We start from the raw sequence: 15,511 nt of genomic DNA, 5'->3' as shown, positions 1-15,511 counted from the left end.
GCAGAGTATCGAAGAAATAGATGGGCAAAAAAATAACCCCTACCGGGTATCAGCCGATAAGGGTTAATCAAGAGAGATTCTTAAAAATTCTGTGTGAATCGGGAGGGGCTCGAACCCTCGACCCACGGCTTAAAAGGCCGTTGCTCTACCAGCTGAGCTACCGATTCATCATCTCTATCCAAGACTCCAAAGATAAGGAGATGATGAACTTAAAATCAACAAATTGGTAGAACTTTTTTAGAAATTAATCTTTCAAATGTCTGCATAAGCGTTTTAGCTTTACTACATTTCAGCAACAATATATAGAACTGTTAGCATTCCATTTTGTTAAAAAAAGTTTTCAACCTATGGCAACTATTTTCACACAGATCATAAATGGTAAAATTCCGTGCTACAAAATCGCGGAAAACAGCACTCATATCGCATTTTTAGATATTAACCCGATTGCTAAAGGGCACACTCTGGTTGTACCCAAAAAAGAGATCGATTACCTATTTGACTTACCCGAACCGCTTCTCTCCGACACAATTATTTTTGCAAAAAAAATTACCGAAGCGATTGACAGAGCGCTTCACCCGATCCGTACTGGTGTAATTGTGGAAGGTCTTGAAGTGCCGCACGCCCACATCCACCTGGTTCCAATCTATAAAGAATCACAAAACCTGGCGCTTGGAAACCCAATCGATGTTTCGGAAGATGAAATGACTAAAATCGGTAAGCAAATCGCAGCAGAGGTCTCTTTATGAACATCCTGGTATTGAATGGTCCGAATCTAAACCTATTGGGCGACCGCGACAAAAACACGTATGGTTCCGAATCACTCGGGCAGATCAATTCCGGCCTCGAAAAAGCTTTTCCTGATATTCAATTCACCTTCCTTCAAAGCAATCATGAGGGTGAGCTGATCGATGCCATTCACAACGCCAGAGATGGTTCATTTGACGCTCTTATCGCAAACTGGGGCGGCTTCACCCACTCATCGGTTGCCATCCGGGATGCGCTTGCTCTTCTGGGGATCCCGAAAATTGAGGTGCATCTCTCCAATATCCACGGCCGCGAAGAGTTCAGGGAGCGATCCATCACCGGTAAAATGATGAGCGGAATCATTACCGGTTTTGGCGCCATTAGCTATCACCTCGGGGTGGAAGCGGCAAAAAAGCTCATCTCCGGGAGCTGATTTAGTGAATAAACTGCGCGAACTTTTTTCCGACACCCTGATTTTCGGCTTTAGCAGCGTTGTCGCGCGGTTTATGAATTATCTGCTCGTACCGTTTCATACCGACGCTTTCAACCCGGCCCGCTACAGCATCGTTGCCCTGGCGTACGCAGCCCTAACATTTTTAAACGTGATTGTTCAGATGGGGATGGAGTCGGCTTACCTGCGATATGCAGAAGACCGGAAAGAAGCGTCCAATATTTTTAAAACCATTCAGATCACGCTACTCGTCACCTCTTCGCTGATTGTGCTGATCCTTTGGCTGCTGATGCCAGCCGCACTCTCCCAGATGAATCTCGACAGCGATACATCAGCCATTTTTGTGATGATGCTCGGGATTCTCTGGTTTGATACGCTCGCGATTGTCCCCCTCGCTGAACTGCGGCTCGTGAGAAAATCGATTCAATTTGCGGTATTCAAAATTCTGAATGTAATCATAAATGTTGGCCTGAATTTCTACCTGATTCTCGCCCTCAATTTCGGTATCGAAGCGGTATTTATCGCAAACCTGGCGGCGTCGGCGCTGCTAACCATCATTGTGTGGGTCTACACCGCTGAACACTGGCAGGGAAACTGGAAGCGCGAATGGCTCGGTACTATTTTCAGATTTGGCCTCCCGTTTATTCCTGCAGGGCTCGGTCACGCGATCAACGAAATGATCGACCGTTTTCTGTTGAACAATATGGATCCGGCCGTATCCCAAAGGCTCTATGGGGATGGTGTTACACCTGAAGATGTGGTTGGTATTTACAGCGCATGTTACAAACTTGCGGTTTTCATGCTGCTGATTGTGCAGATGTACCGCATGGCGTGGCAGCCATTTTTCATGCGCCATTCCCGCGATGATGACGCTTCCAAAACATTCAGTCAGGCATTCATTTTTTTCAACGCATTTGCAGCCCCCGCCTATCTTGCTGTATCGCTCTTCAGGTATCAGATTGTGGCGATTGAAATTCCGGGAGTGGGATGGACCCTCATCAACTCTTCCTACTGGGCCGGTATTGAAATCGTGCCGCTTCTGCTGATGGCCTACTGGTTCCAGGGGTGGTACATCAACTTTTCATCGGGCATTTTTATTAAAGAAAAAACCTCGGTGCTCTATAAAATTACGCTGCTGGGAGCGGCCATTACCCTTGGGGTAAATATTCTGCTTATCCCGGTTTTTGGAATGATGGGTTCCGCTGCTGCCACGCTTATAAGTTATGCCGTAATGGCTTTTGTGCTCGGTATATACAGTAAAAATGTAATGAAAGTAGCCTATCACATACCGGCCACATTCTGCCTGATGGGGGCATGCATGGCGCTGATATATCTTCAGCCGGCTTTCTCTTCTGTACCCGGCATCGGCGAATTAACAGGTAAAATTGTTTTTCTGCTTGGCGGATTACTCCTCAGCGGATTGTACCTCTGGTGGTTCGTTTTTCGGGAAAGGAACACCCTGCAATAACAGAGACCACACTCAGATTGGCTGATATCTTCAGCCCCCCTTTTTTAAGTTGAATGGATGAGAGATTTTCTCTATCTATTTATTAATAAAAATAGGGGTACAGCCGATAAAGGAAATACAACAGGATTTACCACAGTTTTTTATAAACTTTTGTACCGGTATATATAAACTGGTCGTAAATTTCCGTTATAAAATTTGTAGTTCCTTTTGCCAACTATTTTTTTATACTCAATATATCATTACACAATCATTTACTGACCCGATCCGATCATGCATTACAAAATATCATCCATCTCTTTAGTCCTGATTCTGTTTTTCGCATTCTCTCAATCAGCAGTCGCATCAGATAACAACGATGTTAAAGATAAATACAAAGAGCGCCTGGCATCACTCACAGAATATTTTCAGTCCAACGGAATGAATATTGAAGGCCAGCTTAACGATTCACGGTTTGAACTTTATGAGGGGATTGGCGACCGGTTCAGAAATTCAGCTGAGCGAAGAACTCTCAGTCTGGAAGAGTATAAAGGAGTATTAGGCTTTAACGACAAAAAAGCCAAGATCACTGGATTTATCGAAGCAAATCTCGATCAGCTTAAAAAGGCCGAAGAGGAGTATAACATCCCAAGATATGTGATAGCCGCAATTATAGGAATTGAGTCAGACTACGGGCGAAATATCGGGAGTTTTAACCCATTTAACTCCTACGTTTCCATGTATGCTGTGGATTACCGCGCCGAATTTGCACGCGCCCAGCTTAAGGAACTGATAGAGTTTGTGAACCGGCACGAAATCGATGTTTTCGAACTGAAATCGAGTTATGCAGGTGCAATGACCTTTGCCCAGTTCATCCCATACTCGCTCAATAAATGGTTTGTAGGTGATGATATTTTTGATATGAACAACAACATCATGTCAGTAGGCAACTATCTCGCATATTTCGTTGAACGAACCGGGAGCGTCAATCGGGCTGTTTTCCGATACAACCCGAGTGAGCTCTACACCAGCGCGGTTATGGCTCTCGCCGAAGAAGCTGAGGCCCTGGCCAATTAATCTTCATTCTCCAGGATCCGTACTTCAACCATTTTATCCTTTGGTTTGATCTGATCGATCAGATCTACATTCTCCACCACTTTCCCGAATACGGTGTGATTGCCATCGAGGTGGGCGGTGTTCTTTCGGCTGTGGCAGATAAAAAACTGCGATCCGCCCGTATCTCTTCCGGCATGTGCCATTGAGAGCACGCCGCGATCGTGGTATTGTTTATCCCCGTCGAGCTCACAATCTATCGTATACCCCGGGCCGCCGGCACCTGTACCATCGGGGCACCCGCCCTGGACCACAAAGCCGGGTATCACGCGGTGAAACGTAAGTCCATCATAAAATCCTTTCTTTACGAGGCTCACGAAATTCTCAACGGTTCCGGGTGCATCATCTTCATACAATTCAATTCCGAGTGTGCCTTGTTTGATCTCAATTTCTGCTTTCATATACCAGTATTTTTATGTGGTTTTTCATGTGCTGTAAAAATAGATCAAATTTAATGAATTGACGACTTTAATTTTGGTATGATAGGGCCGGGTTTTGATGCATCTTCAGGCTTCTTCTTCAAAGTATTTTCCGCTATAACTTTTTTATGTTTTCACCGTACAAATCGCTATCTAACCAAAAACATCAATCTATTCGAACATAATGGATACAGAACTACTTACGTGGATCTTCCTTGGCGGAGGGATTCTCCTGATGCTTCTCGAATTTATTGCACCCAGCGGACTCGCTCTTTTTCTTGGATTCAGCGGGCTTAGTGTGGGTATTTTACGGTTTTTGGGAATTTTAACCGGAACAGGCTCATCCATTGCCGCATGGCTGATTTTATCGGTCGTACTTACTATTGCCATCCGCCCGTTCATCAAAAAATATTTTAAAGCCGAAAGCTTTTTTAAATATGCCGATGAAGATTACGAGGCGATGGACCAAATTGTGGAGGTCACCGAAACTGTAAACGACGAAGATAACAACGGGAAAATTCGGCTTAACGGAACAACCTGGAGAGCAAGATCCCTGGAGGGATCCATCAAACCCGGAAAAAAAGTACGAATCCGCTATCGGGAAAATACAACCTGGATTGTGGAGCCGATCGGCGTGAAAGAGCCAACAAAAGAACAACTGCGTAACCTGAAAAAAAATAAAAACTGACTATGTGGACAACACTACTCATACTGCTGGTAATCCTTTTCGTGATTGTCACCCGACTGTTTATCATCGTGGAGTTTCGCGAAGAAGTGATACAAGAACGTCTTGGCAAATACAAAAAAACTCTCTCACCGGGATTTCATTTTATGATTCCCTTTGTTGACCGCGCCGCCTACCGGCAGGAGATGCGTGAACAGGTGATTGATGTACCGAGCCAGACCTGTATCACAAAAGACAATATTGAAGTTTCTGTTGACGGCCTTGTGTATGTCAAGGTGATGGACTCTTATCGCGCCAGCTACGGAATCTCCGACTATGTGGCTGCGGCTGTGAATCTCGCTCAAACTACAATGCGAAGTGAAATCGGTAAAATTACGCTGGATGATACCTTCTCAGAGCGTGATATGATGAACGAAAATATCGTAAATGAGATCGATAATGCCGCCGATCCGTGGGGAATTAAGGTGATGCGTTACGAGATCAGAAACATCAGCCCATCGAACGCCATCGTGGATACAATGGAGAAGCAGATGGAAGCTGAGCGTGAAAAGCGGGCGGAGATCGTAAATTCCGAAGGTTTCCGTGAAGCTCGAATTAATGAATCTAAAGGGGAAAGGGAAAGTCAGATTCTGATTTCCGAGGCCCAGCGCCAGCGCCGTATCAATGAAGCAAAAGGACGAGCGCAGGAGATCGAGCTGGTAGCAACGGCTACGGCCAACGGTATCCGGCGGGTGGCAACGGCAATCGAAAAACCGGGTGGTGCAGTAGCCGTTAAAACCAAGCTTGTAGAGCAGTATATCGATCAGTTTGGCAAGATCATCAAGAATACAAATGTCTCCGTTCTTCCTACCGAAACGGCAAACCTGAAAACCTTTTTCGAAGGCGTTGGCACGCTGAAAAAGCATACCCAGGTCAACCCATCTGCAAACAGTAATCCTCAAAACTTGTCATCATGAGTCCAATAGAAATTTTCAGCCAGGTAATACTGGCACTATTTGCAATTTATCTGACCTTCAAATTTCTGCAGGCACTCCGATTGGTGCCGAATAAGTTCGCCCACATCGTGGAGCGTCTGGGGAATTATCATCGCACACTCGGGCCGGGCTTTCACGCGCTCATTCCGTTTGTGGATAAAGTGGTGTACAAACAGGATCTCCGCGAGGAAACGATTGAAGTTGAGCCGCAGGAGTGTTTCACCAAAGATAACGTAAAAGTTGAGGTGGACGGTGTTCTTTACCTGAGCGTGGTTGACCCGGTTAACGCCAGTTACGGCATTACCGACTACCGATATGCTGCCGTTCAGCTTGCCCAAACCACAACCCGTTCAGTCATCGGACTGCTTGATCTCGATGAAACATTTGAGGAACGGGCGAAAATGAGCAAAAAAGTTGTTGAAGTGCTTGGCGATGTGGAAAAACTCTGGGGAATTCGCGTCCACCGTTACGAGATTAAAAACATCAACACACCGCGAACGGTTCAAAAAGCGATGGAGCGGCAGATGACGGCCGAACGGGAACGTCGTGCCGTGATTGCAAAATCAGAAGGTGTGCGTGATTCAGCTGTAAATGATGCGCAGGGACGCAGACAGGAGATCGTAAACATCTCAGAAGCGGAAATGCAGCGGCGTATTAACGAAGCAGAAGGTTTGGCGAAGGAGATCGAGACGATCGCTGAAGCAACGGCAGTTTCTATTGAACAGGTCGCTAAAGCACTTTCGGAACCCAAAGGAAAGGAAGCGATGGATCTGCAGCTGAAGCAAAGATACCTCACGGTGATGGAGGGCCTCGGTAAAGAAGAAAACCAGATCATCCTGCCAAAAGATCTCACCGATTACGACTCCCTGATGAAGGGCCTCGCTCTTGACAAACCGGAGCGTATTCTTACAGACAAAACAACTTCATAAAATTAAAAACCCGTGCCGGAACCTCACCCAGGCACGGGTTTTTTATTATAGACGGATACTGGTAAGCTCTCCTTCTGTTCTGCATTCTCATTCTTCATTCAGGCTCATTTATAAAAAGCAGTTCTAAACAACTGGTGTGACTCTTTGTGAAAACCGTTAGTTTAAGCCTTTTATCCAAACTGATTTATAGAATATGCCCCAAACTCACCAGCTACGCGTTTATCCGGAAGTTGCCGCTCAGGAAGATCTGCTGAAGGATCATGTTTCTCAGCAATTGAATATTCCAAAAGATGATATCCGGCACGTACAAATTCTTCGCCGATCGATTGATGCACGGCAAAAACAGGTGATCATCAACCTCAAAGTGGACGTTTATGTAAATGAGGAGTTCAGTGAAGAGCCTGTAACGCTGCCCCATTATCCCGATGTCTCTTCCGCCAAAGAAGTATTGATTGTAGGCATGGGTCCGGCTGGCTTGTTTGCCGCCCTGCAGCTGATCGAAGAGGGTTTCAAACCGATTATCCTGGAACGCGGAAAAGATGTAAAAAAGCGGATTAAAGATTTGAAAGGGATCAACGTGGATCATGTCGTAAACGAAGATTCCAACTACTGTTTTGGGGAGGGAGGTGCCGGCACGTACTCTGATGGCAAACTCTACACACGCTCTAAAAAACGCGGTGACGTTCAGCGAATCCTTGAACTTTTCGTTGGATTCGGCGCTGTAAAAGAGATCATGGTGGATGCCCATCCGCATATCGGCACGAATAAACTCCCGCCAATTATCGCAAAGATGAGAGAGTGCGTACTCAATTCCGGCGGTGAAATCCATTTCAACACTCGTGTCACCGATCTGATCATCACGAGAGATAAAGTTCACGGTGTAGAAACTCTCGGCGGCGTAACCTATCACTCCGACAAGGTAATCCTGGCAACCGGTCACTCGGCAAGAGACATTTTTGAAATGCTTCACCGGAAAGGTGTTAAAATTGACCTGAAACCGCTGGCCGTGGGTGTACGTGTGGAACACTCGCAGTCGCTGATCGACTCCATTCAGTACAGTTGTGATGTACGAAGTCCACATCTGCCGCCATCGGCTTACAGTATCGTTAAGCAGGTGGATGGACGCGGGGTGTACTCTTTCTGTATGTGTCCGGGGGGTGTGATTGCTCCGTGCGCCACAAAACCGGGTGAAATTGTAACCAACGGCTGGTCCTCTTCACGCCGGGCCCGGGCAACAGCTAATTCCGGGATTGTCGTAGAGCTCTATGAAAAAGATTTTGCTTCATTCAGTGAGTATGGTCCGCTTGCTGCAATGGAGTTTCAAAAATCGATTGAGCAGAAGGCATGGGCTGAAGGCGGAAAAACACAAACTGCCCCCGCTCAGCGCTTGGTCGATTTTACTGAAGGACGGGTTTCTGATGACCTCCCCAACACATCGTACTCCCCGGGAATTACATCCGTTGACCTTAGATCTGTCCTTCCTGATTTCATCTATCATTCCCTGAAAAATGGTTTCAAACAGTTCGATAAATCGATGAGGGGATACCTGACCAATGATGCCGTGGTGCATGCGCCGGAAACCCGGACGTCGTCCCCGGTAAGTATTCCGCGTGACTGGAAAACACTGCAGCATCCCGGCGTAGCCGGACTCTATCCGTGCGGTGAAGGGGCAGGGTACTCAGGCGGTATTGTATCAGCCGCTATGGATGGAATTCGCTGTGCTAAACAAGCGGCCCAATCCGGATAACGGCATCTCATGTTTTTCCTACCAATTCAGACCAACCCGAAGGAACGTTTGACTACTTCGCTGAACCAGATCTTCCCGCTGACCGGTAACCACATCAAACAGTTCCCGGAAATTATCCGCAGCCTCTTCACTCCATGCCATCCAGCGGAGTGTCAGGCCAATGGTAACCCCGGTATTATCACCAAGAAGATTTTCAAATTTACCCTCGATGTTGAAATCGGTGTTTTGTGTGAGGTGTATTCCTCCGAAAATGCGCTCATCCTCCAGACCAAAAGAGTCCTCACTGCCTGAGAGATCTCCAATTCCGCCCACGCTTCGAACAAGCGACGCAAAACCGGTGATGTTATCGCGAAAAATCGGCAATGATGTTGGAATACGGGCACTTGTCCCAATTCCTGCACCGATTGCACTGTTCGTGATATGAGCAGTTTCTTCCTCTTCAATGATCGTAAGATTCCGGTACCCTGCACTCAGACGAACCGGAACATAGATCCCAATGGGCAGCTGCAGAAAATTTCTGAAAATGTGCTTGTTTCCTCCAAAACTCAGATCAGCTGTGATGCTTCTGATATCTCCATCGTGCTCAGTTGCTTCCGCATTTCCGTACGAAAGCATAAGCGATGCTGACTGCCCGCTGAACATCAGCCCGGCCGCTTCTCCATCAAACCGAAATTTGCCGCTGCCGCTCTCTGTATCGAGCAGAAATTCATCATCAATATAACCTGCGGTCAGTGATTTGGTTCTCTGACGACTGCTTATCCGCTCTCGTTCTTCATTTCTCGTATTGAACTCATCAAAACGCTTTATAATGCTGCGATTTTGAAAATCAATAAAATGAAGAGATTTCGTTTCCCCACCCATTATATGATCCGAAAAATAAGCGGCTTCTGATGGTGTGCCGGATGTTAACTCAGACAGATTATCCATTGGAAAGTCTTGCGCCTGTGCGGTGTGAAAAACAAACATCACACTCACCATCATAAACCCGAAATTGCGCAGTTGCCTGTATAATCTATAAGCCATTGTCTTACTCTTTTTTATTTGACTGGTTACCTGATTAGTCTGGCAGGTGTACTTTAAACAGGATGCCAGATAATTTCATCTGCCGCTTCATCTTTCAGGAATTGTGATGTATGTTATCGTCGAAGCAAATTTATAATTAAACCCACTTTAATGAAATCTTATGATTTTGACTTTGAGATGCAGGTTCGGGATTACGAACTGGATACTCAAGGTGTTGTAAATAACTCCGTCTACCAGAATTACCTGGAACATGCCCGCCACCAGTTCCTGAAGGAGCTCGGCCTGAATTTTAACGAGCTTCACACAAATGGTGTTGATGCCGTAGTGCACAAAATTGAACTGGAGTATAAACGCCCGTTGATGGGAGACGATATTTTTACTGTGAGATCTGTAATTCGAAGACAAGGGCATGTTCGTTATATTTTCGAACAAGATATTTATCGAAGCCAAGACAACGAACTTATGCTGAAGGGAATTGTCACTACGGTATTTATGAATGACGGCCGGCCGATTCGTCCTCCTGCTGAAGTTGTGGATGCACTTGAACTGTACCGAAACAAAACATAGATCCTGCTATGAACCTGATTAAAGTTCTGATTTTTTTCCTGATTTTTTTAGTCTCAGCCTGTACTCATCCCTCTGAACAAAATGTGGTGAACGACGAGCAGGAACTCCGGGAGTTATTAGACAATTTCCTGCAGGGTGCCTCTGAGAATAGTTCAGAAATTCACGAAAGATTTTGGGATGAAGAGCTGATATATACCGGCTCAGACGGTCGCAGGGTATCCAAAGGTGATATTTTAAGCAGTCTCGATAATGGCGGAAATCAGGAGTCAGAGCCGGAGTTTATCTATCACTCAGAAGAAGTTCAGATTCAGCTCTATGGAGATACAGCTGTCGTCGCTTTTCGGCTGGTCGCTGAATCAGAGAATGACTCTCTTAATTATTATAATACCGGAACGTTTCGAAAATCAGATGGAGAGTGGCGGGCTGTGGCGTGGCAGGCTACCCGGATACCATAGCTGTTCAAATCACGCTGTAGATTGGTGCTGAAATATCCAACCCGTTTTAAACGGGTCAAAAAGCAACCTTTCTTCCGGGATTCTATACCCCGATAATCGGAATTATATATTCTTTCACAAGAGTACTCTTAAGACACCGTGTAGTAAATTTACTACATAAAAATCAATGATTTACGACTTAAGAATCACCTGCAAACGCATATCAGATCTCTTGAAAATGCTATATGTTAATTAGAACCACTTTTTTTGCAAAACCGTGCAGTTTTTCCCCGATTGAATATCAGGTGAATTCAATGGTTCTGCAAAACAGCATCTAATTTTACGTTATGCAACAAAAAAACAACATCAAGGCAAAAAAGAACATCCTGCTTATAGGGGATTCTTCATCAGAGGCTACGGGTATTGCCGATAAGATTAAACATTGCGGTTATGAAGTTGTAACCACCAACGGCGACGAGAATCTAATGAACAGTATCAAACAACACCTACCCAGTATTGATCTGATTGTTATGGATCTTGGATTGGTTGAAAACAGGCAGGAGGCAGAGTCTATCATGAACATGATGAGTTATTTTAGCCTGCCGGTTCTGTTCACTTCAGGTGATGAATCGCGACATGACGAAACGCGTGTTGACAAACCTGTATCCGCAAGTATCATGGATAACTCCGTTGAGCTAAACAAACTGGACTCATCTATCCGGAAGGCACTTCAATTTCAATACAATCATATCCATCCAGAACAGGTATCATCTAAAAATAGCAGCCGCTATGAAATGGTGTTCAATAATTCAGATGATGCCATTTTTATTTTCGATGCAGATACCGGCCGACTGCTTGATGTAAATCCTGCTGTAGCAGAGTTTACAAAGGTTTCCGGACAACAGCTTTCAGGAAAGAAATTCTGGGAAATTGATCTTCTGCAGCAGATTGAGAATGAAGCAAACTTCCTGCATGAGATATTTATCAACGGCAGCCAATGGTTTAAAAACATTCCGGTAACAACTCCTGATTATCACTTCAAACAAATTGATGTTCGCGGCAGCGTGTTTCTTGAGGATGGACGAAGGAGATTTCAGTATACCGTTCGGGATGCAACGCCTAAAAACAGAACGATTAAACTGCTGGAAAAAGAAATTGAGACTAAAGAGATAATGATTCAGGAGCTGCAACACCGGACAAAAAATTCATTCAGCCTCATTTGCGGTTTAACCGACCTTAAAGCGATGTCTGTTGAAACTGATGAAGCCAGGGAACTATTGGAAGGTCTTTCGGCGCGAATACAATCAGTCGCAGAGGTATACCATCTCTTGTACCAGGATCAATCCTCAGAGGATGTAAATGTTCACGAATATTGTAATCTGATTATCGATTCTATTATTGGAAACACAGATTCTATTTCCGTTCAGAAGGACGATATTTGCGAACTCAGGCTCGAGCTAAAAAAAGCGAGCTCTGTTGGTTTAATCCTCGTTGAATTTCTATTCAACGCCATTAAATATGCCTTCCCGAAAAAGAAACACGGAGAAGTGAGAGTTTCGCTTAAGAAAAAAGGAGAGAATTATTTGCTTACTGTAAGTGACAACGGCATCGGAGTTCCACACGGTTTTGAAGTGAATCAAACCAACTGTTCAGGACTTTACCTGGCGCAGGTAATGGCTGAACAGATCAATGGCTCCATATCTCTTGAATCTGACAACGGAACCCGTGCCACTCTGGAATTTACAACAGAATAAAGCGGTGAATCAGTTATTCTACGTTCAGATCCGCCAGGTTATGCTGGATTGCATACCTTGTAAGATCTGCGTTGGATTTCAGATCCATTTTCTTTTTAAGTCTCGTTTTATAGGTGTGGATCGTTTGCACGCTTAAAGAAAGCTCTTTTGCGATGTCGCTTATTTTCATTCCTGAAGCAACCCTGTGAAATACCTGGAATTCCCTGTCGGATAATGCATGGTGTGGAAGCTGATCAGACGGCGTTCCGATCTGGCGTGCTAGCTCCTCGGCAACTTTGGAATTAATGTATCTGCGTTTTTCCTTTACAATTGTTGTGATGGATTTTACAAGCTCTTCCCCAATACTCGACTTGTTCACATAACCCCAAGCGCCTGCTTTAATGGCACGTATGGCAAAGCGATCTTCCGGATGCATACTTAAAATAAGTACCGGAATTTTTGGGTGGATATCCTGCATATCCTTCATCGCGTCCAGACCACTTCGGTTCGGCATGGTGATATCAAGAATGACGAGATCCGGTTCCTCTTCAGAGAGGGCGTTCATCAGATCACCGGCATTTGATACTTCCTTTATCACCCGGATCGAATTTGATTGTTCTGTCAATACTTTTTTAACCCCCTCACGAAGCAGTGGGTGATCATCCGCTACAATTACATTAATCATAATTCAATTTTATAGTTTTTTTATAGTTTGTAGTTTCAAATCGAGTATTCTCAGCCGACAGCAGTGGTGATTCTATCCATCAGACACTTCTTCTTTTTCAAATGGTATGGTAAGAATGACTGTTGTTCCCTTCCCATCCTGGTCAACAAAAGATATATCTCCGCCGAGAAGAGCACACCGCTCACGCATCCCCAGTATCCCCAATGATTTAGAGTTTTTAAGCTGATCCCAGCGAATGCCAATTCCATCATCTTTAACTTTTAAGACCAATCGGCCTTTTTTCTCTTGCAGTTCAACATCTACTTTACTGGCATTTGCATGTCGCAGAATATTTGTCAATGATTCCTGCAAAATTCTAAACACAGCCGTGGTTTCTTCTTCACCAAGATGTTGGTCAGGGTCAGTATTATTCTGAAATGTGGTCGTAATTCCACTATGACTTTCAAACTTATCGAGCTGCCAGCATATTGCTTCAGAAAGGCCAAAATCATCCAGTATCAGCGGTCTCAGTTCACGTGAAATGGTTTGCACCGTTTTTATCGTTGTCTCAACGTGTTTGATTGACTTCTTCAGCTCCTCAACTACATACTCTTTTTGGATTGCAGTTTTATCATCTGAATCCAGTTTTTGCTGTAAAATAAACAGATCAACTTTCAGTAAAGATAATGTCTGCCCCAATTCATCATGGAGTTTGCGCGAAATACGAATCCTTTCATTTTCACGAACCTGTTCATTTTTGCGGGACAATTGTCTCAGCTGATCGCTGTATTCACGCAGTTTACGTTCTGTTTCTTTCATCCTGGTAATATCCTGTCCGGTCCCGATCATCTTCACAGGTTTACCCTCATCATTCTGTATCACATCTCCGCGAACTAAAAGTAGTTTTTTCCGGCCATCAGGCAGCTCAATTCGGTGTTCAAATTCGAAACTATCTTTCTTTATATACTCATCACGTATGATACGAATCATTCTATCCCGGTCCTTATCCGGCATCATATCTAAAAAATCCTTGTATGTACGGGGCTTCTCCTCTTCCGGAATCCCATAAATATCGCACAATTCACCAGACCAATTGAGATCGCCTTTTACAATATCCCACTCCCAGCTCCCAAGCATACCAATTTTTTGCGCTTTCCGAAGCTGTTCGCGACTCGCTTCTAACTTTTCAAATGCTTTTACCCTTTCGGAGACATCGCGTGAATTGACAATAATTCCCGGCTTCCCCAATGCATTAACAGCGTTTTTTGCTGAGCTTTCCAGGCACCTGTACTGACCCTTTTTATGTTTAATTTCAAATCGCACAGAAATTTCATTGCCTGGTTTTTCAGAAACTTCCTGTAATTTATTCCTTACCTGCTTACGATCCTTCTCACGGATCAAATCCAATACCTGCACTTCCTGAAGCTCTTCGGGCGAATATCCTAAAACTTTTTTTACCGAGGGACTTAGAAACCGGATCGTACCATCGGGGTCTAAAATGGTTATGATATCGAGCACATTTTCTACAAGCTGCTGGAAGTGATTTTTACTTTCCTTAAGTTCGTTTTCAACCTGTTTTCTCTGTTCAACCTCTTTTTTCAGCTGATTGTTTTGATCTTTGAGACTTTTAATCATTTCTTCGTACCCTTGCTGTTTCATTTCGTAGGGAGCAAGGCATTCCGTAAGAAAGCTAAGCGCGATCTTCAGATGTTTTTGCTGGGATTCACTGATATTAAAATCTCTGCTTTCAGTGGTTTCATGATAGATTTCAAGCAATTCAAGCAGTCCAAAACCGCTATTCAAAGCCTGCCTGCCAAGAGAATAAATATCAGATAAATTCTCTTCCGACTGATTTACTAAAAAACTGTTCAGCCGGTCGAAAAACATCTGTTTGATGTCGCTTTTATCGATACTCATAATAGTTTAGCCCTATTCTTCAAACTGATTGAAGCATGAATCTGTCTCTGTCAGTAACCCACTTGCACATCACAACTTTAGTTCCGTCATCCGGCTTAGACTGCACTTTGAAGATATCCATAAACCTTTTTGTGCCCGGCAAGCCCAGTCCGAGGCGGTTACGGGTTGAATATCCATCCTTTACAGCTGCAGATATGTCGAGAATTCCAGGACCAGAATCTGTTACTTTTATCAGGATACCCCGGCGGGTTTCGAAATTCACGGACTTCACGTTCACATGACCTCTGATCGCAAAATCAATCACATTTTCACAAATTTCACTTACCGCACTGGTAATCTGAGTTTGATTTGTTTTTGAAAATCCCAGGGTTCCGGCCAAATTCCTGGTATACCGGCGTATCTCTATCACATCCGACAAGTCAACCGTTGTAAAGGTATCTGACGGTATGTTTTTCTTACATAAATTCATATATAATAGTTTTGAAACCGTGATGCTTAATACGGTAACGATTCGTATTAAAAATTTATATGGTTCAATTAATTAATAATTATATAGGCTCTCATGAAATATTTGTTCCGGGTTCTCACTGTGAGTGTCTGCCATATCTCACCTGCAATAAACAACATTAACAATAACTTAACCACCTAAATCATAAGTTCTAAGTCA

Annotated in this window: 16 protein-coding genes and 1 tRNA gene; 11 read left to right on the top strand and 6 right to left on the bottom strand. The window is 44.3% G+C overall.

What is annotated here, in order from left to right; genetic code table 11:
• Window positions 1-94 precede the first annotated feature (94 nt).
• Window positions 95-167, bottom strand: a tRNA-Lys gene (locus tag DYD21_RS01040).
• Window positions 168-347: 180 nt separating this feature from the next.
• On the opposite strand from DYD21_RS01040, the gene DYD21_RS01035 reads away from it, so the two are divergent.
• From DYD21_RS01035 to DYD21_RS01020, 4 genes are all read left to right on the top strand, one after another.
• Window positions 348-746: an HIT family protein gene (locus DYD21_RS01035; RefSeq protein WP_116030993.1), complete on the top strand. Its 399-nt coding sequence runs from the start codon at window positions 348-350 to the stop codon at window positions 744-746.
• Window positions 743-1,177 carry a type II 3-dehydroquinate dehydratase gene (locus tag DYD21_RS01030; protein ID WP_116030991.1) on the top strand — a complete coding sequence of 145 codons (435 nt, stop codon included), beginning with the start codon at window positions 743-745 and terminating at the stop codon, window positions 1,175-1,177. The genes DYD21_RS01035 and DYD21_RS01030 overlap by 4 nt, the downstream gene beginning before the upstream one ends.
• 4 nt (window positions 1,178-1,181) lie before the next feature.
• Entirely contained in the window at window positions 1,182-2,663 is a 1,482-nt protein-coding gene (locus DYD21_RS01025) for a lipopolysaccharide biosynthesis protein (RefSeq protein ID WP_116030989.1), read from the top strand.
• Window positions 2,664-2,933: 270 nt separating this feature from the next.
• Complete coding sequence (locus DYD21_RS01020) at window positions 2,934-3,716, top strand: lytic murein transglycosylase (protein WP_116030987.1); 783 nt, start codon at window positions 2,934-2,936, stop codon at window positions 3,714-3,716.
• Here the strand turns inward: DYD21_RS01020 and DYD21_RS01015 are convergent.
• On the bottom strand, window positions 3,713-4,153 hold the full coding sequence (locus DYD21_RS01015; RefSeq protein ID WP_116030985.1) for a peptidylprolyl isomerase: 441 nt from the start codon (window positions 4,151-4,153) through the stop codon (window positions 3,713-3,715). The two genes, DYD21_RS01020 and DYD21_RS01015, sit on opposite strands and share 4 nt — an antisense overlap.
• 202 nt (window positions 4,154-4,355) lie before the next feature.
• Between DYD21_RS01015 and DYD21_RS01010 the strand changes: the two genes are divergently transcribed.
• From DYD21_RS01010 to DYD21_RS00995, 4 genes are all read left to right on the top strand, one after another.
• Complete coding sequence (locus DYD21_RS01010; protein ID WP_116030982.1) at window positions 4,356-4,859, top strand: NfeD family protein; 504 nt, start codon at window positions 4,356-4,358, stop codon at window positions 4,857-4,859.
• Between the two features lie 2 nt (window positions 4,860-4,861).
• On the top strand, window positions 4,862-5,812 hold the full coding sequence (locus tag DYD21_RS01005) for an SPFH domain-containing protein (protein ID WP_116030980.1): 951 nt from the start codon (window positions 4,862-4,864) through the stop codon (window positions 5,810-5,812).
• Window positions 5,809-6,759: an SPFH domain-containing protein gene (locus tag DYD21_RS01000; RefSeq protein ID WP_116030978.1), complete on the top strand. Its 951-nt coding sequence runs from the start codon at window positions 5,809-5,811 to the stop codon at window positions 6,757-6,759. Before DYD21_RS01005 ends, DYD21_RS01000 begins: the two co-directional genes overlap by 4 nt.
• A gap of 193 nt (window positions 6,760-6,952) precedes the next feature.
• The gene (locus DYD21_RS00995) at window positions 6,953-8,506 is read left to right on the top strand and encodes an NAD(P)/FAD-dependent oxidoreductase (protein WP_116030975.1); all 1,554 of its coding nucleotides are present in this window, start codon (window positions 6,953-6,955) and stop codon (window positions 8,504-8,506) included.
• An 18-nt stretch (window positions 8,507-8,524) separates the two neighbouring features.
• Here DYD21_RS00995 and DYD21_RS00990 read toward each other — a convergent pair whose 3' ends face one another.
• On the bottom strand, window positions 8,525-9,529 hold the full coding sequence (locus tag DYD21_RS00990; RefSeq protein WP_116030973.1) for a hypothetical protein: 1,005 nt from the start codon (window positions 9,527-9,529) through the stop codon (window positions 8,525-8,527).
• Window positions 9,530-9,679: 150 nt separating this feature from the next.
• Between DYD21_RS00990 and DYD21_RS00985 the strand changes: the two genes are divergently transcribed.
• From DYD21_RS00985 to DYD21_RS00975, 3 genes are all read left to right on the top strand, one after another.
• Entirely contained in the window at window positions 9,680-10,096 is a 417-nt protein-coding gene (locus tag DYD21_RS00985; RefSeq protein WP_116030971.1) for a thioesterase family protein, read from the top strand.
• Between the two features lie 8 nt (window positions 10,097-10,104).
• Complete coding sequence (locus DYD21_RS00980) at window positions 10,105-10,551, top strand: nuclear transport factor 2 family protein (RefSeq protein ID WP_116030969.1); 447 nt, start codon at window positions 10,105-10,107, stop codon at window positions 10,549-10,551.
• A gap of 326 nt (window positions 10,552-10,877) precedes the next feature.
• A complete protein-coding gene (locus DYD21_RS00975; RefSeq protein ID WP_116030967.1) occupies window positions 10,878-12,284 on the top strand; it encodes a histidine kinase dimerization/phosphoacceptor domain -containing protein in 1,407 nt (468 codons plus the stop codon).
• A 13-nt stretch (window positions 12,285-12,297) separates the two neighbouring features.
• On the opposite strand, the gene DYD21_RS00970 is transcribed toward DYD21_RS00975, so the two are convergent.
• The 3 genes from DYD21_RS00970 to DYD21_RS00960 form a co-directional block, all read right to left on the bottom strand.
• Complete coding sequence (locus tag DYD21_RS00970; RefSeq protein ID WP_116030965.1) at window positions 12,298-12,948, bottom strand: response regulator transcription factor; 651 nt, start codon at window positions 12,946-12,948, stop codon at window positions 12,298-12,300.
• A 72-nt stretch (window positions 12,949-13,020) separates the two neighbouring features.
• Window positions 13,021-14,844 (bottom strand): PAS domain-containing protein, encoded by a 1,824-nt coding sequence (locus DYD21_RS00965; RefSeq protein ID WP_116030963.1) that lies wholly within the window; start codon window positions 14,842-14,844, stop codon window positions 13,021-13,023.
• A gap of 19 nt (window positions 14,845-14,863) precedes the next feature.
• A complete protein-coding gene (locus DYD21_RS00960) occupies window positions 14,864-15,313 on the bottom strand; it encodes an anti-sigma regulatory factor (RefSeq protein WP_116030961.1) in 450 nt (149 codons plus the stop codon).
• Between the last annotated feature and the right edge of the window lie 198 nt (window positions 15,314-15,511).

Origin of the sequence: Rhodohalobacter sp. SW132 (genome assembly GCF_003390325.1) — a bacterium.
In the GTDB taxonomy this organism is placed as follows: Bacteria; Bacteroidota; Rhodothermia; order Balneolales; family Balneolaceae; genus SW132.
The sequence above is the reverse complement of the archived record's forward strand: the minus strand, read 5'-3'. Positions and strand labels throughout refer to the sequence as shown.